The organism is Phocaeicola sartorii JCM 17136 = DSM 21941 (assembly GCF_054653615.1).
Genome location: NZ_BAAIFW010000006.1, coordinates 877,305 through 899,129, shown reverse-complemented (window position 1 = coordinate 899,129; position 21,825 = coordinate 877,305). Strand labels below are relative to the sequence as shown.

The window sequence follows — 21,825 nt, the reverse complement described above, 5'->3', positions numbered from 1 at the left end:
CCTGCTTTTACATACATAAGTTCGCAAGAGTCTCAGACAGAAATCTGGTAAATTGAAGTAAAGAGCACTGTTGCGTAATACTTGTGCTATGCCTTGTCATAGCGTGGTGTTACGTTTCTCTTTACTGGCTTACCAGAGCCACTGTCTGAAAGCGTAGTCACCGCGCTTTTTCTTTTGCAAATAATAGAGAAACGACATGGCAACGGTACGCATCATAACGGCAATGACTATCGACGGTTTCCTCCCGGATGCCGACAATCCCCGTATGCATTGGCTTATGACCGATGCCAAAGGGTTCCGGCACTGGCATGACATAGGCACATACACACTCCAAGCGGATTACCCGGTCCTTGATCTTGTGTGTGACAAGGACAGCGCCGACAAATACTGCATATACACCACTGAAGTGTCTGATCTGGACGGTATGGAACTTATGACACGGCTCTTCCGTTACAATATAATAGACGAACTGGTAATCCATATTTTGCCTGAGATTGCAGGAACAGGAACCCATACCTTTCAGAACGGCGTGCCGTCAGGGTGGATATTAAGCAAATCCACCCGGTTAAAGAACGGGATTTGCCGAAACATCTACCGGCGCAAAGCGCGATAATCTCGCAATAGACTATTGCATACCGCCGGAAAGTCTTGCAAAATGCAAGACCTCTGATTTCCATCATTTTACGTTTGAATCTTTTTATCGTACTGATATTCTGATGAATATCGGTGTCTTGTCATGCCTTTTGGTGGCGGTGGCACGGCATTAGCCAATATATGTAGTATAACCGATTGCGCAACACGGTGTAAGAAAAAACATTCATTTACATCAAAAAAATCAGCTATGCTATATAATGAAACAGTGCATAAGATGTTTACCTCCCTCATGGAACGCTTTGACAAGATGGAGCGAGCGTTCGAGCGGATGAACAAGCTCAAGGATTGTCTGGACGGCGACACGCTGCTCGACAACTACGACCTGTGCCGGTTGCTCGGCGTCACCAAGCGCACCCTTGCGAGGTATCGCCAGAAGAAACTCATCCGCTATTACATGATAGACGGGCGCACCTACTACAAGGCATCTGAGATACAGGATTTCCTACAGATGAAAGGGAAGTCGCTACCCGCCGCCGTGAGCCGCTGAAACATATCGTAAAATCTAAAAAACGTAACATCATGGAAATAATAAGCATGGACATCAGAACCTTCGACGCCCTGTTCGCCAGAATCAGGGAAATCGAGGAAAAATCCGAACTGCTGAGCCGTAAGCATGAGGACATCGGCCTTAAGAAATGGCTCGACAACGAGGATGTGTGCAACATCCTCGGAATCTCAAAGCGCACCTTGCAGACCTACCGCGACAAAGGCATCCTGCCGTTCAGCCGCATCAGGAACAAGCTCTTCTACCGTCCGGAGGATGTAGAGAGACTATTACAGTCGTCGTATCACCCAAACACATCACAGCTATGAGCCATTATTTTATCGACAGGCAGGATCCGCGTGTGGCGGACCTGTTGCGCCGCCTCGGAAACATCGGGCAGGCACTCGGACAAGTTGAATCGGTCGCACGCCCCATGTTCAAGGGGGACAGGTTCCTTACTGACGAGGAGCTGTCGCGCCTGCTGAAAGTGAGCCGGCGCACCTTGCAGGAATACCGTACCGCGCGTCTTATCCCTTACTACATTGTACAGGGAAAGGCCCTGTACCGGGAATCCGAGATACAGAGCCTTCTTGAAAAGGCGCACCGAAAATGCGTGGAGGAACAGAAGTGGCTGTAAGAGCCGCTAAGTTCCGCAATATGCGCCACTATCAAACATAGGCGGGAACGGTCTGCAATCACAGGCCGTTCCCCGTCTTGTTCCTGAAATTATACTTCCTTCTCTTTGTCATCTCCTTGTCCTGGCTTTCGTCTATCAGGGTGATTCCAGAGCCGGATGCCTGCATACGCAGACGCTTCATGTCCTCATCCACCTTGCGGTCGGTCACCTGGGCGTAAATCTGGGTCGTGGTAATGCTCTTGTGTCCCATCATGCGGCTGACAGTCTCAATCGGCACACCCATCGAAAGGGTGATATGTGTTCCAAAATTATGTCTCGCCTTGTGAAATGTGAGATAGAAACCGTATTTCTCGCCGAGCTGCCGGGTAAGTTTTATCAAATAGGTTCTGCTATACAGGTTGAAAATCTTACCCTCTTGCCGCTCATCCCGGTATTTCTCCATTATCCGCATTGGGATGTCAAGCAGGCGTATCGCCGAGCGGCTGCCTGTCTTTTGTCTGTTCACATGTATCCACCATGTTCCGTCGGGAGCCTGTGATATGTCATCCTCCGACAGCCGTTTGAGATCCGCGTATGCCAGCCCAGTGAAAGTCGAGAAGATGAACCAGTCGCGCACCCGTTGGAGGTTCGGAGCATCTATCTGCTTTCCCATAAGCAGTTTCAGGTCGTCAAGCCTCATGTGGCGGCTCTTGCGCCGTGGCAACGGGGGATGAAGCCTCGCATAAGGGTCACGGCGGAGCGTGCCCTGGCTGACGGCACGCATCGTCATCTTCTTCAGACGGTACAGGTGTTCGTGAACCGATTTGGGTCTGAGCCCGCGGTCTGCGCCGAGGAATACCTCGAAATCGTCATAGAAAGACCTGTCAAGCGCGCGGAGCGGAACATCCTCCATATCCCGTTTCTCGGTCACAAATGCCGACAGGTGACGGTAGGAATTGATATAGCTCTCGTATGATTCCTTGGTGCGGTCAACGCCCACACGCTTGTGAAACTCCTCGTTATGCTCCCGGAAAAGAGCCAGAAGTGTTGACGGCTTGCGTCCGATGCCCTTCGTGGCGTTTTTCACAAGTTCGGCTGTGACGAAGCCAAGGCTGCGTCTTATATCCTCGTAATGCCCGTTTATCTCGGCTGTAAGAGAGTCTATGGCGCGGTTGACAGTGACAGCGTTGGCGCTGCGCCCGTCGGCACGGCCTTTCTCGGGATTCCAGATGTCGGGATTCACAGACACTTTCGTCCCTATCTGCTCCCATTCGGCATCTATGCTGACCTTGCAAAGAAGCTGGCATGTTCCGTCCTTACGGATCTTTGTCCGGTTGATGTAGAAGAGTACGGCGAATGTGCTGCGCCGTTTCGGCGTATTGCAGTCCTTATTCTTTTTCATGACTATGAAGATTTGTGATTGTTAAATGGCGACAGTGAAGCGTGACGCTATCCTGCTGTCAAGGTCCTCGGTGTCTGTGCCGATTTTGTCATCGGTCACCTTGGCGTAGATCTGCGTCGTCGTAATCCGGCTATGTCCCAGCATGCGGCTGACGGTTTCAAGCGGCACACCGTGCGCCAGCGTGATTTCGGTGGCGTAGGTATGCCGGGCGCAATGATAGACAAGCCTGCGCCCGATGCCGCAGATTTTGGCAATCTTTTTCAGATAATCGTTCAGGGTGGAGTTTCCGTACATCGGTAACAGTCTGCCTTCCGGCGCCATTCCCCGGTATTTCTCTATAATCCTCAGCGGCAGTTCAAGCAACGGTATCTCATAGTCCATCTTCGTCTTTTTGCGCGAAGACCTGATCCAGACCGTACCGTCCTCGGTTGTTTCAAGGTTGTCTTCCGTCAGAAGACAAATATCTCCGTATGGGATGCCTGTATAGCAGGAGAACAGGAAGAGGTCGCGGACATGGTACAGGCGGCTGTCATGGAGCGGTGTCGTCATAATCCGGTGAAGTTCCTCCGATGTGAGGTACTTCTGCTCACGCTGCGGCTTCTCCGCCTCGTATCCGGCAAAAGGGTCGGCGGTTATGATGCCGTCGGTGATAGCCTCCGACACTATCATCTTCAGACGTGTGGCATGAAACCCAACGGTGGATGTGGCAAGCCGGCGCTGGGTTCGCAGGTAGACGTCATATCTGTCGATGAAGGAGCGGTCGAGAGCCGTGAACGGTATGTCCGACAGTTTGTATTCCGTTTCCAGAAATGTTGACAGGCATTTGTATGTGTAACGGTAGGATTTCAGTGTGGCTCGGGCCCGGTTCGCTCCGACACGTTTCGCGAAGTTCTCTATGAACGTTCCGAAATATCCCATCAGTGTCTCCTGGCCGAAAGCCATGCCCTGTATCTGGCACTTCACATCATCGGCGGTCACGACCATGCGCACAGCCGACAGTTCCTGATACACGGAAAGTGCGCTTGCCCTGATTTCGTCAAGCTGACGGTTGATTTTCCTCGATGCGGCACTCTTGCCGGTGGCCCGGCCGAGCATCCACGCTTTCGGCGAAGCCGAGAGCTTCGCGCTGAAAGCCGCCTCCGAGTATCTGCCGACATTTATGCGCCCCATCACCGGGCACAGGCCGTCTTCCGATATCTCGCTCTTTTTAAGGTAGAACGAAACCTTTAATCCGCTCTTTTTCATAACTCTATTCTTTGTTTGCAAAATTAACTGATATAGAGCCATTTGAAGGTATGCAAAACGTAGCGGAACCACGAATAGGAATCACAGAGGCCATCCCGGAGCCTATATTTCTTCGCATTGCCGGGAAAAATCGCTAAATTTGTAGTAGCAAAGATGCCTGACAAGCGGGTTCTATGGCATAAAACAGGGATAATCATCCATCGGCAAAACCGTCTTCAAGACCGGAATTCCGGACATGAAAAAGGCAACGGATAGGTAGCGATTCAATCTCCTAACCCTTCCAAAAACCGAATTTTCCGCCGAATGCACCCTTCGGACGAACAACGCCGATCTCTCCTAACTCTCAACACATTACTTTATTCCCCATTTATTGCCATAGTCTCGCGAATTCTTCGTATTTTTGTCTTTCAGTCCGACAAAAAATAAATAGTATGAGAAAAATCTTTTTAGCAGTCGCAACGGCATTAGCCATGTTCTCCTGTTCGCAGAAGGAGCCGGTGACTGTCACTATAACCAATCCGCTTTCCATTGACAGAAATGGGGAGATGGTAGAAATCTCTATGGCTGAAATAACAGGCAAACTACAATTACCCGATACGGCACAGGTCATCGTATCGGACGAGAACGGCCTGGAAGTACCTTATCAGATAACATACGACGATATGCTTATTTTCCCTGCTTCGGTAAAAGGGGATGCTTCGGCTGTTTATACGATTGCGGAAGGAACTCCGCAGCCGGTGGATGTGGTTGCTTGCGGACGCCAATACCCCGAACGTCTGGATGATATGGCATGGGAGAATGACCGTGCCGCTTATCGTGCCTACGGTCCTGCCTTGCAGGAGAAGGGCGAGCGTGCTTTTGGCTATGACATCTGGACTAAGAATGTACCCGAACCGGTAGTGGAAGATCGTTATGACGGCGATTTGAACCGGAAAATCTCCTATCACGTAGATCATGGAAACGGTATGGATTGTTATGCGGTAGGTCCGACTTTGGGGGGCGGAACAGCCGCTTTGTTCCCCGACAGTACCATTATTTATCCTTATTGTTACAAGGACTGTGAAATATTGGATAACGGTCCGCTCCGGTTCACTGTCAAGCTGGTCTATAATCCTTTGGTTGTAAAAGGGGATTCAACTGTGACCGAGACGCGTGTCATTTCCTTGGACAAGGGATCGCAATTGAACAAGACGGTGGTTACTTTTGACAATCTGCAGGCAACCACTCCGGTGGTGACCGGCATCGTGTTGCACAAGCAGAACCCGATGGGATATAGTTTTGATGCAGGTGCGGGCTATATAGCCTATGCGGACTCTACGGAGAATGCGGCCAATAACAATGGAGTGATTTATGTAGGTGCCGTATTTCCGGCTACTATAAAAGGAGCGTTTACCCAAGTGTTCTCCGAAAAGGAACAGAAAGAACGTGGGGGCGCTTTGGGGCATGTGCTGGCGGCCAGTGAGTATGAGCCGGGATCCGAGTATATTTATTACTGGGGTTCAGGGTGGAGCAAATATGGTTTCGAAGCCGATACCGACTGGAACAAATATCTGGAAGAATATGCTCAGAAGGTACGTAATCCATTGGAGGTTGCCATAAAATAATACATACGCAAGAGAGTATGCGTATGTATGCGCCACAAGAAGACAAGGTATTTGACCTTATCAGTCAAAGACCTTGAACTCATAGCCTTGTTCCAACAGCCATTCTATGGCACGGGGCAAGGCATATTTCATGTTTTTCTCTGCTTTGATGGAATCATGGAAGGTAATGATGGAGCCATTCCGCACATAGTGTTTTACTTTCCTCAGCACCTGTCTTCCATTCAGTTTGTTGCTATAGTCACGGGTAACCAAGTCCCACATCACGATCTGGTATTTATGTCGCAGCACCATGTACTGCATCCAGCGCATGTGACCATGTGGCGGACGGAACAGGTTGGTATGGATCAGTTCATTGGCTTTGTCCGTATTGGCCAGATAGTTCTTGCTCCGGTATTCGAATCCTCGGATATGGTTGAATGTATGATTTCCCAAACGATGTCCCCGTTCTACAATCATTTGGAATTCCTTGGGGTGCTTGCGCACATTGTCGCCCACCAGAAAGAAGGTAGCCTTGATCTTGTATTTGTCTAATAAATCGAGTACCCACGGTGTGATCTCGGGAATCGGCCCGTCATCGAAAGTCAGATAGACCGCTTTTTCATGCTTGTCCATTCGCCAGAAGGCGCGTGGATAGAGCCAGCGGAGTATCAGCGGGGGTTGTTCTATAAACATGAATGTGTGTGTCTTTTGTTGGTTATACAAATATAAAGGTGTGGATTCTGTGGTGAATCCACACCTTTTATTTACTTTTTGGCTGCCCCGCCGCCTACACGTTTGTTGAACACTTCATAGAGGTCTTCAAACTTCTTGGCATAGTGGCTTGCCATATCTGATTTTTTCTGCTGTTCACCTTCACCTTGTACACCGCCGGCAGCATTTGCGCGGGCAAGGCTCTTGTTGATCTCATCCAGAATATAGAAATTGCGCAGACAGTCCTCGTATGAACCTTGCAGACGTTGGTCATCCAGACTCAGGTACCAGGTGATGTATTCCACCGCTTTGTTTGCCAGATCATTCAGAATGGCTTCTCCCTTTTCTTTTTCACCTAACGCCAGATAATCATCGGCCATTTCTTTCGAACTGCTCATGATGTAATCGTGGGGTACAGTGGTGCTCGGGATTACTTCCGAACAGTAGTCAAGGGCTTTCAACGCCTTGTCTTTCTTGCCTTCTTTTATCAACTGGGTAGCCAGCTGTATAAACATACGGCGGTGGGTCTGGCACATACGCATCACAGTTTCGTCAATGTAGATATCCGGGTTGTCAATTCCTCCGAACTTGAACTTGTTCATCAGATTGTCGTACATTTTCTCGCTGTCGATGCGTGCGTTCAGCTGGGTGGTGTTGAACGGGGTGATGCGGTAGGCAAGACCTTCCTGCATGAAGTTGTTGCCTAAATTCAGATGGTTGTCGCTACCCACCGTAATAGCCATGTATAACGGACGTTCCCAGTTGGTATTTGCCAGCATCTCAAGCATCATCAGCTCGCTCTTGTACAGCATACGTTTGCCTTTCAGGGAGATACTCATGTAATCGGGGATTTCACCATGCAGAGAGTCGGGAATCATCATGCCCGAGCGTTTCACTGCCTCCTTGTCCAGCTTGATGACGATGCTGTCCGTCGGTATCAGCTGTAAACCTTCTTTGGGTGAGCGTACCCAGTATTTCAGAATATTTTTCAATTCATACGGGTTGTCTCCGAATTCTTTGGCGGCTTCTTCCGGATTCTGCTTGTAGAAGTTATTGATGCTTTCCATCACTTCCGGGCGTACAGCCACTCCTTCATTATGCCCCTGTACATATTCCAGACGGCTCCATTCGATAGGTACTGCCGGAGAGTCGTATGCCTGACGCTTCATTTGGTCGATGTACCAGTCTGTTTGCAGGTAACTCAGGTTACATACACGTACATCGGTACGGAAACCTTCCGTTTCCTGGTTGTACCACAAGGGGAAAGTATCGTTGTCACCATTGGTAAAGATAATCGGGTTACCTTCTTCCTGTACGGTGCTCAGGTAGTTTTGTCCGAAGTCGCGTGCCACATAACGGTTGCTGCGGTCGTGGTCGTCCCACGTCTGGCTCACCATTTGGATGGGTACGAACAGACAAACTACAGTTGCAATGACGGAAGCCGGTTTCTCACCCAGTTTGCCTTGCAGCCATTGGGCAATACCCGCCACACCCATGCCTATCCAGATGGCAAATGCATAGAATGAACCTGCGTATGCATAGTCGCGTTCGCGGGGCTGCATCGGTGTCTGGTTCAAATAAAGCACGATGGCCAGACCGGTCATGAAGAACAGGAAGAATACAATCCAGAATTGCTGGATACCTACCGGTTCTTCTATCTCTTCCCCATTCGGAGCCGTGATACGTCTTGTCTTGTAAGCCTGCCAGAACAGACCGATAAGTCCCAGAATCAACGGCAGGCAATAGAATACATTGTGCCCTTTGTTGTTTTTCAGGTCGGAGGGGAGCAGGCTTTGGTCGCCCACCAGGAACTTGTCCACAAACGGTATTCCGGTAATCCAGTTGCCATGCTCTATTTCACCTTGTCCCTGTATGTCATTCTGGCGTCCGGCAAAGTTCCACATGAAATATCTCCAGTACATGTAGTTCAGCTGGTAGATAAAGAAGAACTTGATGTTGTCCCATTGGGTCGGGATTTTAACCATCACCATCTGTCCGCACTGGTCGTAAGGAACCTGCACGCCTTTGATGCCGCCCAGCCAGTCTTCGTAGGCCTGTGCGTGTGCGTCGCTGTACATGCGCGGGAAGAGCATATTTTGTGCATACTTGTAATCAGTTTTATGACGTACTATTTCGTAGCTGTCTTTTTCATCGGGAGTCGCTTTCTCTTTCCGTTGATAGACGGGAGCGCCTTCCGTCACATCATATACACATCCTCCGTCCACTTCTTTCAGTGCCGGTTTGGAGGCGTATGTCTGTCCATAGAACAAAGGACGGGTTCCATATTGCTCGCGGCCCAGGTATTCGCCTAAAGTGAAGATGTCCTCCGGAGAGTTCTGGTCCATCGGAGTATTGGCGGTAGAACGGATCACAATCAAGGCGTATGAGGAGTATCCTACCATAATCATCATGATGCACAGCAAAGAGGTGTTTAAAGTACGTGCGCTGATCTGATATTTCTTGTTCAAATCAGCAAACAGATAAACGCCCAAGACTCCTAATATGATAATGCCTATCAAGGCGCTGCTCCATCCGTACCCATAAAAGGGGATGCCCAGCATGGCGATTGTTACCATGAAGGAGATGTTCATGCGTTTGCGGCTCTTTTCCGTATAGCTTTCGCAGACGCCCCAGATAATGGATGCGGCGAGCAGAATGATGTAGACTATCAGACCGCTGTTGAAAGGCATTCCGAAACTGTTGACAAACAGCAGTTCGAACCATCCTCCCACTTTTACTACGCCCGGTACGATACCGTATAACACGGCCGCAACCAGTACCATGGAACCTGCCAGTGCCAACAGGCTGCCTTTGAGGTTGGCATCGGGATTCTTTTTATAATAGTACACCAGTACAATGGCCGGAATACACAATAAGTTCAGCAAGTGCACACCGATGGAAAGTCCGGTCAGATAAGCGATCAGAACCAGCCAGCGGTCGCTGTGAGGCTCGTTGGCAACGGACTCCCATTTTAAGATCAACCAGAATACGACTGCGGTGAAGAGGCTGGAGTAAGCGTACACCTCGCCTTCTACGGCACTGAACCAGAAGGTGTCGCTCCATGTATAAGCCAAAGCTCCCACCAGTCCGGAACCCATGATGGTAATGAGTTTACTCAGAGTCATCTCGTTGTCATCGGGGCATATCAGTTTTTTCACCAGATGGGTTATACTCCAGAAGAGGAATAAGATACAAGCCGCACTCATCAGGGCGCTCATGGTGTTGACCATCCGGGCTACCTGGCTGGGGTCGCTTGTAAACTGGCTGAATAAGTTGGCGGTGAGCATAAAAAAGGGTGCACCGGGCGGGTGGCCTACCTCTAATTTATAGCCGGTGGTGATGAACTCCGGACAATCCCAGAAACTGGCTGTTGGTTCTATCGTCATGCAGTAAGTATAGGCTGCGATGGCAAAAGCTAACCAACCTACCAGGTTGTTGACTAATTTGTACTGTTTCATGAATATATTATTGTTTCGTTAACGTTCAATGGGCGCAAAGATACGAAAGAAAGTTGGAATAGGGGTACAATGGTCTGTTATTTAGTGTTATCCTTAGGGAATGCGGCAGAAAATGTTTCTTTCAGCCCTTAACGGAATTTCTATATTTTATAGCTGGTCTGTACACTGTGTTCTGAAATTTCAGTTTGTACAGGCGGAGGGAATCGTCAGATTCCTGACTTTTTTCTACTCTATGATCCAGCTTGATTGATGGCTGGGTTAAGTTTTTTTGTGCGGTAAACCGGTATAGACCACTACAGCGGACTACCGTAAGAAACAGCTTGCTGATAAGGTGGATAGGGTTTAACCTGCCGCATAAAAAGCTTCGGCTACGATCATCGGATTTATTCGTCGTGATGATGGCATTTCAAGATGCGATGAGGAAAATTCCCATGTCCTAACAGTTCGATGGGGCATCCGAAATGCTCTTCCAGCCATTCGGTGGGTACTTCCGTATCGGGATGATAATCCAGCGTTTCGTTGACGCACGCTATGGTTTTTACATTTTGCAGCACAGTGCCTATATCATGGCTTACCAGGATGATGGCCCGTTCCTGGTTGATTTCTTCCAGCAGGGAGTAGAGTTTGGCCTCAAACCGTTTGTCAATGTAGGTATTGGGCTCATCCAGAATGACAACCTCAGGATTTGAAACCAAGGCGCGTCCCAAGAGCGCGCGTTGCAGTTGCCCTCCGCTCAGTTCGCCGATGGCACGGTTTTCCAAACCTTCCAGCCCCATACGGGCAATAATCCGGTTTGTCAGTTCGTGCTGTCCGGGAGTGTAACGGTGGAACAGGGACTTCTGTTTGTTGAGTCCCGATAAGACCACCTCATATACGGAGATGGGGAATTTCTTGTCAATGCTGTTGTATTGTGGCAAATATCCCATGGTCATTTCGGGTACTTCTTTTTCGTTCTTATAGAAACGGACACTGCCCGAAGCAGGCTTCAGCAGTCCTAGTATGATCTTGATCAGTGTGGTCTTTCCGCCGCCATTGGGGCCGATCACACCGAGAAAGTCACGTTCATATACCGTGAGATTGACGTGGCTCAGCACTGTCTTCTCATCGTAAGAGGCGGAGATATCTGTAAGTTGTATAATGGGATTCGTCATAAGGCTCTGTTATTTGGCAAGTGCATTGGCTACATTGATCATCTCTTCCCGCCACTCGTAACTTAGCGGATTAATGGGAACAACGGTGACTCCCAGCTCATTTGCTATCAGCCGGGCATTGCGGGTATCGAATTCCTGCTGGACAAAAATAACCCGGGCGTTGTCGCGGCGGCAGGTTTCTATCAGTTCTTTCAGATGGGCGGGTGAGGGTTCTTTTCCTCCTTCCTCTATGCTGATTTGCTTTAATCCGTAGTCCCGGGCAAAATAACTGAGTGCCGGATGATAGATCAGGAAAGTGGTGCCGGCATGCTGTAATCGCTCACGGACTTCCGTATCTGTCTGTGCGATAATTTGTTGCAGACTGTCCAGACGATGCTTGTAATAAGGTTCGTTCGCACTGTCCAGTTCGCTCAGGGCGGCGTAGATGTTACGGGCGATTACTGAGGCATTGCGTGCGGAATTCCATATATGTGGCTCTATACCCCCTTCGTGATGGTGGTCGCCGTGGCTGTGCCCTGTTTCATAGATGGGGTCTATCCCTTTTGAGGTATCGAATACTTTTAGATGAGGGGCGTTCGTGGTCAGCTTGTCCATCCAGGCTTGTTCGAAACCGATATGGCCGATGCGCAGATAGGCGGTGCTTTTATCCAGATTGACCAGTTGTTGGGGAGTAGGGTCGTAGGTTTCTGGGCTGCTTCCTTTCGGAACCATGCTGGTTACCTTGAATTTATCGCCCGCAATGGTTTCTGTGAAATAGCGCAAGGGTTCCAGGGTGACAGTCAGGGTCGGTTTCCCGGATGTGGACTGTTTGCTGTCACAGGCGGTAAACAGGCACATTATCAGTGCCATGCAGCATGAATAAAGGATGCTTCTGCCGGGATGCGATTGAGAGAATATGTGATGTCTGGTTCTCATGAATGTTGTTTTTTCTGTTTAGTAACAACAAATATACGCAAATTGCTCATTAATCAGGTACAAATACTCCCCAAATTGCTCAATTGATAAACAATTTCAGTATGTTTAAGGCTTTTCATGCGGCCGCTCTGTGGCTGTATGAGAAGCCTTAGTTTCAAGTAAGAGATTCTATATGGCATTCTATGCAGTCTTTATAGTTCTCTATAATATGCGCTTTATATTTTGTGGGAAGTGTCTTATCGTTTATCAATCTTTTTAAGATGCCATATAAGGCTCTCGTATTCGTGAAGAATAAGAATTGTAAAAAAATCCTTTCAATCTTTGTTTCATGTATTTGTCTTACTATATGTTAAGGAAGGAAGTGTGAATTTGTTGTGGATGATTGAAAATCAATGGGTTATTGTATGTCTGGAAGATGAAAAAGTATAAATCTCTTGGTAAGAGATCGACATTTCACGTGCAAAAATAAGGAAAGTTTTGATAACTAGTACACTTTTCGCGGAAAAAATATGGAATATTGTGAAAAAAAGTATTTCCTCTGGTTCTGCCAGTTCTGGTTTAACCTTGTATATGTATGGTTAATATCTTGATTTAAAGCTTGTTATTGTCTAATTATCGATCTCTTACCAAGAGATCGATATAAAAAGCCAATAAGAACGAATAACGAGTTTAGATGGAATACCTGTTTCTGAGACGTAAAAAGACGAGCAGCACTTCTGTAAGGCAGAAGGCATTGCTCTATCGTGCCACCGGTCGTGAGTGGATGGCGCAGTTCTCGTCACTGTCGGATGTTCGTCCGGCAGGCATCACCTTATATATAAAGGTATATTGTATCTTTTATAACAGTATATGTATAACCAATTTTTAGTTTTTTAAATTTATAAATTTAAATCTTTATTTATGAACAAAAAGTTTTTAAGTGCAGTTCTGTTCGGAGCCTTGATGGTTTCGTCAACAGGAACATTCGTGTCTTGTAAAGACTATGATGAGGATATCGACCGCATCGACAAGGAATTGGTCGATATCAAGTCGGCTCTTTCAGCTTTACAGGCAAAAGTTGACGCTGGTAAGTATGTTACCAACGTAGTGAAGAACGGTGACGGTATCACTGTAACTTGGAGTGACAATTCTACAAGCACCATTGAGACTATCAAAGGTGACAAGGGTGAAGACGGTAAGAATGGTACGGTTGTGACCATTATTGACGGTTACTGGGCATTCGACGGTGTGAAGTCTGAATATCCAGCCAAAGGTGATAAGGGTGACAAGGGTGATCAGGGCGAACCGGGTGATGCTGCCGCTGCCGGACACGATGCCAAGATTAGTGAAAACGGTTACTGGATGGTATGGGATGCTGAAAAGGCTGCATACGTTGAAACAGAATATATTGCCGGTGGTGCGGTAGCTGCACAGGTGAAAGGTGGCTGGAACATTACTGTAAAGGATGAAAATGGTGATGAACAGACTATCTTTATCCCGAGCAGTGCTACTATGGGCTATATGGATGTCTTGAATGGCGCTAACCCGATGCGTGCACTTTATGGTATCAATGAAAAAGATGTTGAGTACGGACCGGCCAAAAAGACTTTGAAGAAAGGTTTGTACACCACTCTTGACCGTGATTTGCAAGTTGTGGTTAATCCTCAGGGAACAGATGCTTCTGCTTATTCATTTAGCTTGATGAACTCTGCCAATGTGGATACGGAATTGCCGTTTAAGGAAGCTGTTCCGTTTAAGGATGTATTGACTAGAGCTACTTCTGAAAATGCAGTATGGGTATTGCCTCATGACTTTGTCCGTTATGAAAACATTGACGATGCCAGAACGAAGAACTATCTGTTGTTCAAGGCTAATGACGGTGCAAAACATGCCTTGTCTCTGACTGCTACTTTGAATGAAACAACAATCAAGACTCCGTATGATTTGAGTGCTCAGTTGAAGAAGATTGGCGAAGTTTATGTAGGTTTGAAATCTTTGGAAAATTGTGCAGTTAATGTAGATTATACTCCTATTGTTTCTTATATTTCTCCGTCTGTAGATGCAGCTGCTGTATATGACTACTGGATTACTTTGGAACAATCTGCCAAGAATTTGAAGAACGCACAGTTGTATGGTGTGGAAATAGATAAAGAAGGTCATAGCTTCAAGTTCACAAGAGAGACAGGTGTAAATAACTCCATTGAGTTTGTTTACAACTACATTTTGATGGACGGTACTATCGTACAAGGTGATAAAGATGCTCCTCACTTCTTAGCTTATCAGCGTGAAGAAATGGCAAATGCTCATGAAATTACTTTGGAACGTCTGTACACTCCGATGGATGCTACAGTAATCTTGGATGCCAACAAAAACTATACAAATAATTATGTATTGACTACTAAGGCATACGATTTGACAACATTGTTGAGCGATATGTCAGATGTAGAAAAAGCTGTATGGAAGAGTGCTATTGCATCTCATTCTTATAAAATGGATTTGATTGGTGGTGAAGACGGTGCTGAATGGAATACTTGGTGGGAAAACAACAATACACTGGCATGTACTCCTGTCTTTGATGTTAAGAAGAACACAGTAACATTCAGTTTCTATGTAAATGCTGACTTGTATTACAATTACAAACTGAATAAGGCATATCAGTTGACAGTTACTGTTAATGATGAGGATACTAAGACTCCTGTTGCTTCTATCATCCTGCCGTTCGAATTCACTCAGCCTACTTTGGATATCACTCGTGTAAACGGTGAAAAGGCTATCTGGAATGACAAGAAGAATGTATTGAGCATCTATGGTGACTTGGTAAATGAAAACTATATGTATGTTCCGTTCTATGAAGCATTCACTACTGCATACGCTACACAATATAGCAAATTTGGTCCAAGTGCTAGATATTATACATTGAGTAATGCATACGAAGACGATGCAATTCTGAGAATGTACAATGCTAAATTCTTGGGTCGTAACTATGAATTATTAGAAAATGTATCACTTACGGACATTGTTTATTCAAGCAAGGCTGCTGAATGGAATACTTGGGCTTATGCTGGATATGTAAATGACGAGGATTATGCATTCAATATCATAGCAGATTACAAGTTCTACGGAGTATATCCTGCAACTAAAGAACAAGTATCAGACTTTACTCTGAGATTCGCTAGCTTGCTGGGTGACGCTAAGAAGGTAGAAGCTAAGAAAGAATTTACTTCTAACAATGTAACTCGTGAAGTAGTTCTGACAGATGCTGACTTTACTTTGGTGGATGCTTTGGATGATACATTCTATCTGTTCGACGGTGTTAAGGCTGACGGCAATGTAGACAAGCGTTCTGATATGAACCTCCGTCAAGGATTTGAAGAAGGTACTGAAGGATTCGCTACAAACTTCACGCTGGCTAATGCTAATGCATCTGCATACTATTACAAGAACGGTAACAAAGTTGCTATCCCTGTTTCTGTAGGTGCGGTCGACACTAATGCTACATTCGAAACTAATACTAACACCAAGACTAGAGCTTGGGTACCGGGTGCTACCAGTGCAACAAATGTTATCGTTACAGATCTTAATGCTAACGAAGCTATCAAGGCTCAAGGCTATGCTGCTGTTCCTGGTGGTATCATGATCCAGTTGCCTTCTAGCATTGGAACTACAGAACCTGTTACTATCGAATTCAAACTGAAAGATGTGTTCGGTGTAACTAAGACTCTGAAAGTAGTTGTTAAGGCTGCAAAATAAACTTGGTTAAAAAAACTGCTTCCCTCTCGTGGGGGGAAGCGGTTCCTTCTAAACAAATGAATTTATCAGGAAACGATACAATCCCAATTCAGATAAAGTTCATTTTTTCAACAAGATAAGACTTTCTCCGGTGGGAGAATCTTATATAATAAAAACTTTAAATTTATAAAGCGGAATCTCTGGCTTGTGATAAGTCGGAGATTTCTTTATGTATGCAACGGAAGCCATCTCATAGTGAGACTGCTTTTAGGTAAGACTTGACCTCTCATCCGTTTTTGCCTTGATAGTCTAATCAGACTTGGTTGCCCGCAGTATTTCGCGTTTTCCTCCCGGAGGGCCGGGAAGGCGTTCTACTGTGAATCCGGCTGTTTGCAGCATCCTTCTTACCACCCCTTTGGCACAGTAGGTTGTCAGGATACCTCCGTCATTCAATACCTTGTATAACGTATCGAACAGAGACTGCTCCCACATCTCGGGCTGTTTTTCGGGGGCGAAGGCATCAAAGTAGATGATATCGTATAAGGGAACGGCAGGACGGCTGCCTTCCGCAGAGTTGAAAAGCCGGGTAAAATCGTCTTCAATTTTATGTAATGTGAACCAAGGGGATATCTCTGTTTCTGCATTCCAGGGCGCCCGATGGATGGCGTAATAATCCTCCTCATGCTGTTTGCCGATCAGGCGGGGATAGTCCAGTTGTTTCAAGGTCTCTTCGGCTAACGGATAGCGTTCGATACCTGTATAATGTACTTTCCGCCGGGTTTCTTCTGCCGAAAGCAGTGTCAGAAAGGCATTCAGGCCTGTTCCCAGTCCTATCTCCAGAATGTGGGGGTCGGAAGCGGGAGAATGCTTTAACCCCATTTCGATAAAGATATGTTGTGACTCCGTCAGTGCCCCTTTTACCGAATGATAATGCTCGTCCAGTTCGGGTACATAGAGCGTATAACTTCCATCTGCTGTTTGTTCCAGTTTCATCATTTTAATGTATTAAAGCGGAGGCTTCCAATACCCCCCATACCAATAAGGCGTAGCGGAGTATCTTTCCGATGGTCATGGCGAGAATGACAATCCATATATTGGCACGCATCATGCCCAATACAATGGATATGGCACTTCCCAAAATAGGGATAAAGGCAAAGAAGGCCATCCAGGCACCCCGTCCGTGTACAAACCGCTCCGCACGATCCATCTTCTCTTTTTTTACATGAAAATATTTCTCGATCCATTCCATATTGCCCAGATGTCCCATCCAGTAGCAGGTCATGCCTCCGGCAACATTGCCGGCGGTGGCGGCGGCTATACTGATCACCGGGTCCAGACCCAGCGGACCGACACAAGCTGCCAATACGGCCTCCGAACTGAACGGGAGGACACTTCCGGCTATAAATGAGCCCAAGAAAAGGCCCCAGTATCCCCAGTCAATCAGGAATTGAAGAATTGCATCCATAAATTGTATATAGTTAGAACTATTAATAGAACAAATGTAATGATGAAAAAGATGCCGGTAAAGCGGTTGTGGGTTAAAGTAAATAAATGCCCTGTTAAAATAGATCCTGCAATGATCTGCATCTGTAGCAGGAGGTCGAAATGTTGTGGCTGCAAGATACCCAGTAAATAAATCCAGGCTTCAACGGTAATCAGGAAAAAAAGGAATATACGTGTGCGTACCTTATCCAGATAAGATACATGAAAATAATGCACGCTGCTGACCAGCGATATCAGGGTGATGATTCCGCAGGATATGATTCTGTCCTGTCCCAATGACTCATAACTGATGGACTGAAAATGAATAAGTTCCTGTAAAGGGTGATAAAAGAGATTCATTTTGTCGTAATAGAACGCATAGCCGAAAAAGAGCCAGTAGGGCACACAGAGTCCTATAAGCCCGGCAAAGAAGCTTTTGAGTGACAGGGATCTGAAACTGATCATTCCCAAATAGAACAGCGGCACAAAATAAAGCAGCTGTGGAAACAGCAAGCTTCCCAGACCGATGAAAAAGAAAGCATGGAATATGCTTCCTGCCGGATGGGGGGATTCGTAGCTGCTGAATAATTGGAAAATAGCGGCCAGAAAGGCGAGCGGCACAAAAACGGCATACTGGAAGGAATGCAGAAACAGGCAGGCTGTGGACAGGATTACGTAAAAGCTGACATGCAAGGTACTGCGTGTCCGTATCAGCGTGAAGGCGGTGTTTATCTCGATCAGCAGGTAAGCTGTCAAGGCACAGACCAGTAAGTTGATTGCATCCTGCCATTCGTTGCCGGTGATGATCCGGAGAAACAGGCATATAAGGATGGCAGCAGGGAAGGTGAATCTTCCCTTTGCCATATCTGTCTGGAATTTGTCATAGCCTGCCATGGGTTGATAGTCCGCTGATTACAGGTCGAATCCAATATCAGAACGGAAATATTTCTTGTCGAAATTGATTTTCTTCGCATTGGCGAATGATTGTGCCAAGGCTTCTTCTTTATTGGCGCCGTAGGAGCTGACTGCAATGACACGTCCGCCGCTAGTGACTACCTGACCGTCTTTCAGTGCTGTTCCTGCATGGAATACAATGCTGTTTTCAATCTCTTCTACTCCGCTGATGGCAAATCCCTTGTCGTAATGTTCCGGATATCCGCCGGATACCAGCATGACGCATACTGCCGAACGGGGGTCTATCTCTAAGACTTTTTCATCCAGATTGCCTGCTGCCACTCCTTCAAGCAGTTCCACCAGGTCACTCTTGATGCGTAGCATGACACTTTCCGTTTCCGGGTCGCCCATGCGTACATTGTATTCAATGACCATCGGTTCGCCCTTTACATTAATCAGGCCGAAGAAGATAAAGCCTTTATAGTCGATGCCTTCTGCCGCCAGTCCTTCCACGGTGGGGCGGATGATACGTTCTTCCACTTTTTTCATCCATGCTTTGTCGGCAAACGGAACAGGAGAAACACTGCCCATACCACCGGTGTTCAACCCTTTGTCGCCTTCGCCGATGCGTTTGTAGTCTTTTGCTTCGGGCAGAATCTTGTAGTTCTTTCCATCGGTCAGAACGAATACGGAACATTCTATACCGCTCAGGAATTCTTCAATCACTACGGTGGCGGAAGCATCACCGAACATTCCGCTCAGCATTTCTTTCAATTCTTTCTTGGCTTCTTCCAAGGTGGGAAGAATCAGTACGCCTTTTCCGGCGCAAAGACCGTCGGCTTTCAGTACGTATGGAGCTTCCAATGTTTCCAGAAAGGCTAATCCTTCTTCCAAATTTGCGGCAGTGATACTTTTGTAACCGGCTGTCGGAATGTTGTGGCGTTGCATGAAGCCTTTGGCGAACTCCTTGCTTCCTTCCAGTACCGCACCCGCTTTTGAAGGCCCGATAACAGGAATGTTTTTCAGCGCTTCATCTTTTTTGAAATAGTCATAGATTCCTTTGACTAACGGGTCTTCGGGACCTACCACTACCATTTCTATATTATTCTTTACTACAAACTCTCTGATTGCTGTAAAGTCGTCTGCTTTAATCGCTACATTCTCGCCTACATTACTTGTTCCGGCGTTTCCCGGTGCGATATATAGTTTCTCAATTTTGGGGCTTTGAGCAATCTTCCATGCCAGGGCGTGTTCACGTCCGCCTGAGCCTAATAGCAACAGTTTCATAATCTTATCTTTTGTTTATTTTAAATGGTCTTCAAAATAGCGTGTAATGCGTTCGTACAAATGTACACGGTCGCGTCCGAACATATTATGGCCGTCGCCCGGATACATAAAGAAGTCGGGCTGGGTTCCGGCATCAATGCAGGCACGGAGGAAACTGATGCTGTGCTGGGGGACACAAGTGGGGTCGTTGGCACCGATGATCACTTCCAGGCGTCCTTTCAGGTTTCCGGCTCTCAGCTTCAGGTTGGCGTTCTTGTAGCCTTCGGGGTTGGTTTGTGGAGTATCCATGTAGCGTTCGCCGTACATTACTTCGTAGTAAGCCCAGTCGATGACAGGACCGCCGGCTACTCCTACTTTGAATAGTTCGGGGTAAGTCAGCATCAAGTTGGTAGTCATGAAGCCACCGAAGCTCCAACCGTGTACGCCAATGCGGTTATTGTCCACATAACCCAGTGATTTTAAGAAATCCACTCCTTTTACCTGGTCTTTCATCTCTTCGGTTCCCAATTGGCGGAACGTACAGTTCTCAAATTCCAGTCCCCGGTTGTCACTGCCCCTGTTGTCGACGGTCAGCATGACGTAGCCCAGTTGCGCCATGTAAATGTCCCATCCGCGGGCGTCATAGTTGCGGTTGTTGTGGATTAGCTGGGCGTGCGGGCCGCCATACACGTAGACTACGGCCGGGTATTTTTTGTTTGGGTCAAAATTCACCGGTTTTATCAGGCGGTAGTATAAGTCGGTCTTGCCGTCGGCAGCCTTGAGGGTACCGACAGTGATTTCGGGCATATTATATGCTTCCATCGGATTGGTGGCGGTCAGCAGGCTGACAGTCTTTCCCTTTCCGGAAGTGGGAACGATCTCGATATTCCGGGGAATGGTGAAAGAAGTATAGTTGTCTATCACATAGTTGCCGCTGCCGGACAGTTGTACATGATGCATACCGTCTTTATTGCCGATGAGGCGGCGTTTGCCTGTCTTTACATTCACAGCGTATGCGTTGCTTTGCAAAGGGGAAACCTCTGTGCTCATGATGATAACTTCCTTGGTCTTTTCGTTGAAGCCGAGGATGTTTTGCACCACCCAGTCGCCTTGGGTAAGCTGTCTGGTCTTGTAGCTTTCCCGGTAAGAACCTCCGGCTGCAGCTCCATGTGATTCCGGAGATACGGAAGTCTGGGTGTCCATCAGGTAAAGATGGTTATAGCCGTCGCGTTGGCTCTGATAGATGAACTTCGTGTGGTCCCAAGGCAGAAAGACGATGGGATGTTGAGGTTCTACATATTTAGTATGCTCCTCTTCGTAAAGGGGGGTACTTTTCAGCGGCTTTCCTGTTTCCGCATCATAGCAGCATAGCAGGGCATGGTTCTGGTCACGGTTCAGTTCGATGACATAAACGCTTTTTTCGTCAGGACTCCAGCTGATATTGGTGAAATAACGGTCGGTAGGGTCACCGGCTTTCAGATAAACTGTTTTTTGGGTAGCCGGATGGTAGATGCCGACAGTTACTTTGTGGCTGGTCATTCCTGCCATCGGATACTTGTCCGGCTCCAGTGTCGCTATGCGGGTGGAGGTGTTTACTTGTGGATAATCGGTTACCATGCTTTCGTCCATACGGTAGAAAGCAAGCAGATTTCCTTTCGGACTCCAGAAAGTACCTTTCGAGATACCAAATTCCTGACGGTGTACACTTTGCCCGCATACGATGCCTTTCGGTTCGTCGGTGACTTGTTGTGTTTTCCCGTCGGCAGTCGTTACAAACAGATTGTTGCCAAGGGTATAAGCCAGTGAACGACTTTCCTTGCTCCAGTCCTGGTTGGCGGCTTTAGGAGGAAGAGGCTGGCTCCATACTATTTCTTTTTGGGCTAAGTCAATCAGCACTTTGTTGGAAGTGGTATTTACCAATATCATCTTTTCAGCGTAGGGGAAAGATGCATTTCTGAAGTGGTTGATTTTCCCTAATTCCTTGTTTGCCAACAGTTCATTCACTTCCTGCAAAGTGATCAGTATGTTTTCCTTTCCATTTGTCGGATGGATGGTTTTTACCTCTTCTATGTCGGCGTTGATGCATACATCCCCCCACCATTGCAAACCATACAGATTCTGTGGTAGCAGGTTATAGTAATTGTTTCCTCCCGGCATCAAGTCCTCCAGGGTGAAACTTTTCTTGTCTTGTGCCCATGTTACAGATGAAATCATGATTAATAAGGCAATCAGATTGATTAATTTTCTCATAACTGT

Annotated in this window: 17 protein-coding genes and 1 pseudogene; 7 read left to right on the top strand and 11 right to left on the bottom strand. The window is 47.1% G+C overall.

Annotated elements, in window-relative coordinates:
- Positions 1-196: 196 nt before the first annotated feature.
- The 4 genes from ACYQ0C_RS20690 to ACYQ0C_RS20675 all read left to right on the top strand — a co-directional run bounded on the left by ACYQ0C_RS20690 (position 197) and on the right by ACYQ0C_RS20675 (position 1,775).
- A complete protein-coding gene (locus ACYQ0C_RS20690) occupies positions 197-613 on the top strand; it encodes a dihydrofolate reductase family protein (protein ID WP_016274729.1) in 417 nt (138 codons plus the stop codon).
- Between the two features lie 228 nt (positions 614-841).
- Positions 842-1,141 carry a helix-turn-helix domain-containing protein gene (locus tag ACYQ0C_RS20685; RefSeq protein ID WP_016274728.1) on the top strand — a complete coding sequence of 100 codons (300 nt, stop codon included), beginning with the start codon at positions 842-844 and terminating at the stop codon, positions 1,139-1,141.
- Positions 1,142-1,173: 32 nt separating this feature from the next.
- Positions 1,174-1,467, top strand: coding sequence for a helix-turn-helix domain-containing protein (locus ACYQ0C_RS20680; protein WP_016274727.1), 294 nt, complete (start codon positions 1,174-1,176; stop codon positions 1,465-1,467).
- Complete coding sequence (locus tag ACYQ0C_RS20675; RefSeq protein ID WP_016273983.1) at positions 1,464-1,775, top strand: helix-turn-helix domain-containing protein; 312 nt, start codon at positions 1,464-1,466, stop codon at positions 1,773-1,775. Before ACYQ0C_RS20680 ends, ACYQ0C_RS20675 begins: the two co-directional genes overlap by 4 nt.
- Positions 1,776-1,833: 58 nt before the next feature.
- Here the strand turns inward: ACYQ0C_RS20675 and ACYQ0C_RS20670 are convergent, their stop codons facing one another.
- Positions 1,834-3,156: a site-specific integrase gene (locus ACYQ0C_RS20670; protein ID WP_016274726.1), complete on the bottom strand. Its 1,323-nt coding sequence runs from the start codon at positions 3,154-3,156 to the stop codon at positions 1,834-1,836.
- A gap of 21 nt (positions 3,157-3,177) precedes the next feature.
- The gene (locus ACYQ0C_RS20665; RefSeq protein ID WP_016274725.1) at positions 3,178-4,401 is read right to left on the bottom strand and encodes a site-specific integrase; all 1,224 of its coding nucleotides are present in this window, start codon (positions 4,399-4,401) and stop codon (positions 3,178-3,180) included.
- 431 nt (positions 4,402-4,832) lie between these two features.
- Here ACYQ0C_RS20665 and ACYQ0C_RS20660 point away from each other — a divergent pair, with 431 nt between their 5' ends.
- Positions 4,833-6,005: a BT3233 family polysaccharide utilization protein gene (locus ACYQ0C_RS20660; RefSeq protein WP_016274724.1), complete on the top strand. Its 1,173-nt coding sequence runs from the start codon at positions 4,833-4,835 to the stop codon at positions 6,003-6,005.
- Between the two features lie 60 nt (positions 6,006-6,065).
- Here ACYQ0C_RS20660 and ACYQ0C_RS20655 read toward each other — a convergent pair whose 3' ends face one another.
- The 4 genes from ACYQ0C_RS20655 to ACYQ0C_RS20640 form a co-directional block, all read right to left on the bottom strand.
- On the bottom strand, positions 6,066-6,677 hold the full coding sequence (locus ACYQ0C_RS20655) for a polysaccharide deacetylase family protein (protein WP_016274723.1): 612 nt from the start codon (positions 6,675-6,677) through the stop codon (positions 6,066-6,068).
- 71 nt (positions 6,678-6,748) lie between these two features.
- Positions 6,749-10,153 carry a glycosyltransferase family 117 protein gene (locus ACYQ0C_RS20650; RefSeq protein ID WP_016274722.1) on the bottom strand — a complete coding sequence of 1,135 codons (3,405 nt, stop codon included), beginning with the start codon at positions 10,151-10,153 and terminating at the stop codon, positions 6,749-6,751.
- Between the two features lie 383 nt (positions 10,154-10,536).
- On the bottom strand, positions 10,537-11,304 hold the full coding sequence (locus ACYQ0C_RS20645) for a metal ABC transporter ATP-binding protein (RefSeq protein WP_016274721.1): 768 nt from the start codon (positions 11,302-11,304) through the stop codon (positions 10,537-10,539).
- 9 nt (positions 11,305-11,313) lie between these two features.
- Positions 11,314-12,219 carry a metal ABC transporter solute-binding protein, Zn/Mn family gene (locus tag ACYQ0C_RS20640; protein WP_016274720.1) on the bottom strand — a complete coding sequence of 302 codons (906 nt, stop codon included), beginning with the start codon at positions 12,217-12,219 and terminating at the stop codon, positions 11,314-11,316.
- Between the two features lie 673 nt (positions 12,220-12,892).
- On the opposite strand from ACYQ0C_RS20640, the pseudogene ACYQ0C_RS20635 reads away from it, so the two are divergent.
- Positions 12,893-13,059, top strand: a pseudogene (locus tag ACYQ0C_RS20635) (helix-turn-helix domain-containing protein); the annotation flags it as partial.
- A gap of 60 nt (positions 13,060-13,119) precedes the next feature.
- Entirely contained in the window at positions 13,120-15,948 is a 2,829-nt protein-coding gene (locus ACYQ0C_RS20630) for a PL29 family lyase N-terminal domain-containing protein (protein WP_016274717.1), read from the top strand.
- A 288-nt stretch (positions 15,949-16,236) separates the two neighbouring features.
- Here ACYQ0C_RS20630 and mnmC2 read toward each other — a convergent pair whose 3' ends face one another.
- From mnmC2 to ACYQ0C_RS20605, 5 genes are read right to left on the bottom strand one after another with little or no spacing between them, the layout of a single operon-like run.
- A complete protein-coding gene (mnmC2, locus tag ACYQ0C_RS20625) occupies positions 16,237-16,920 on the bottom strand; it encodes a tRNA (5-methylaminomethyl-2-thiouridine)(34)-methyltransferase MnmC2 (protein WP_016274716.1) in 684 nt (227 codons plus the stop codon).
- A gap of 4 nt (positions 16,921-16,924) precedes the next feature.
- Positions 16,925-17,392, bottom strand: coding sequence for a YqaA family protein (locus tag ACYQ0C_RS20620; RefSeq protein ID WP_016274715.1), 468 nt, complete (start codon positions 17,390-17,392; stop codon positions 16,925-16,927).
- The gene (locus ACYQ0C_RS20615; RefSeq protein ID WP_016274714.1) at positions 17,368-18,273 is read right to left on the bottom strand and encodes a hypothetical protein; all 906 of its coding nucleotides are present in this window, start codon (positions 18,271-18,273) and stop codon (positions 17,368-17,370) included. Before ACYQ0C_RS20615 ends, ACYQ0C_RS20620 begins: the two co-directional genes overlap by 25 nt.
- A 48-nt stretch (positions 18,274-18,321) precedes the next feature.
- The gene (gene purD / locus ACYQ0C_RS20610; RefSeq protein ID WP_016274713.1) at positions 18,322-19,590 is read right to left on the bottom strand and encodes a phosphoribosylamine--glycine ligase; all 1,269 of its coding nucleotides are present in this window, start codon (positions 19,588-19,590) and stop codon (positions 18,322-18,324) included.
- Positions 19,591-19,605: 15 nt separating this feature from the next.
- On the bottom strand, positions 19,606-21,819 hold the full coding sequence (locus tag ACYQ0C_RS20605; protein ID WP_016274712.1) for a S9 family peptidase: 2,214 nt from the start codon (positions 21,817-21,819) through the stop codon (positions 19,606-19,608).
- Between the last annotated feature and the right edge of the window lie 6 nt (positions 21,820-21,825).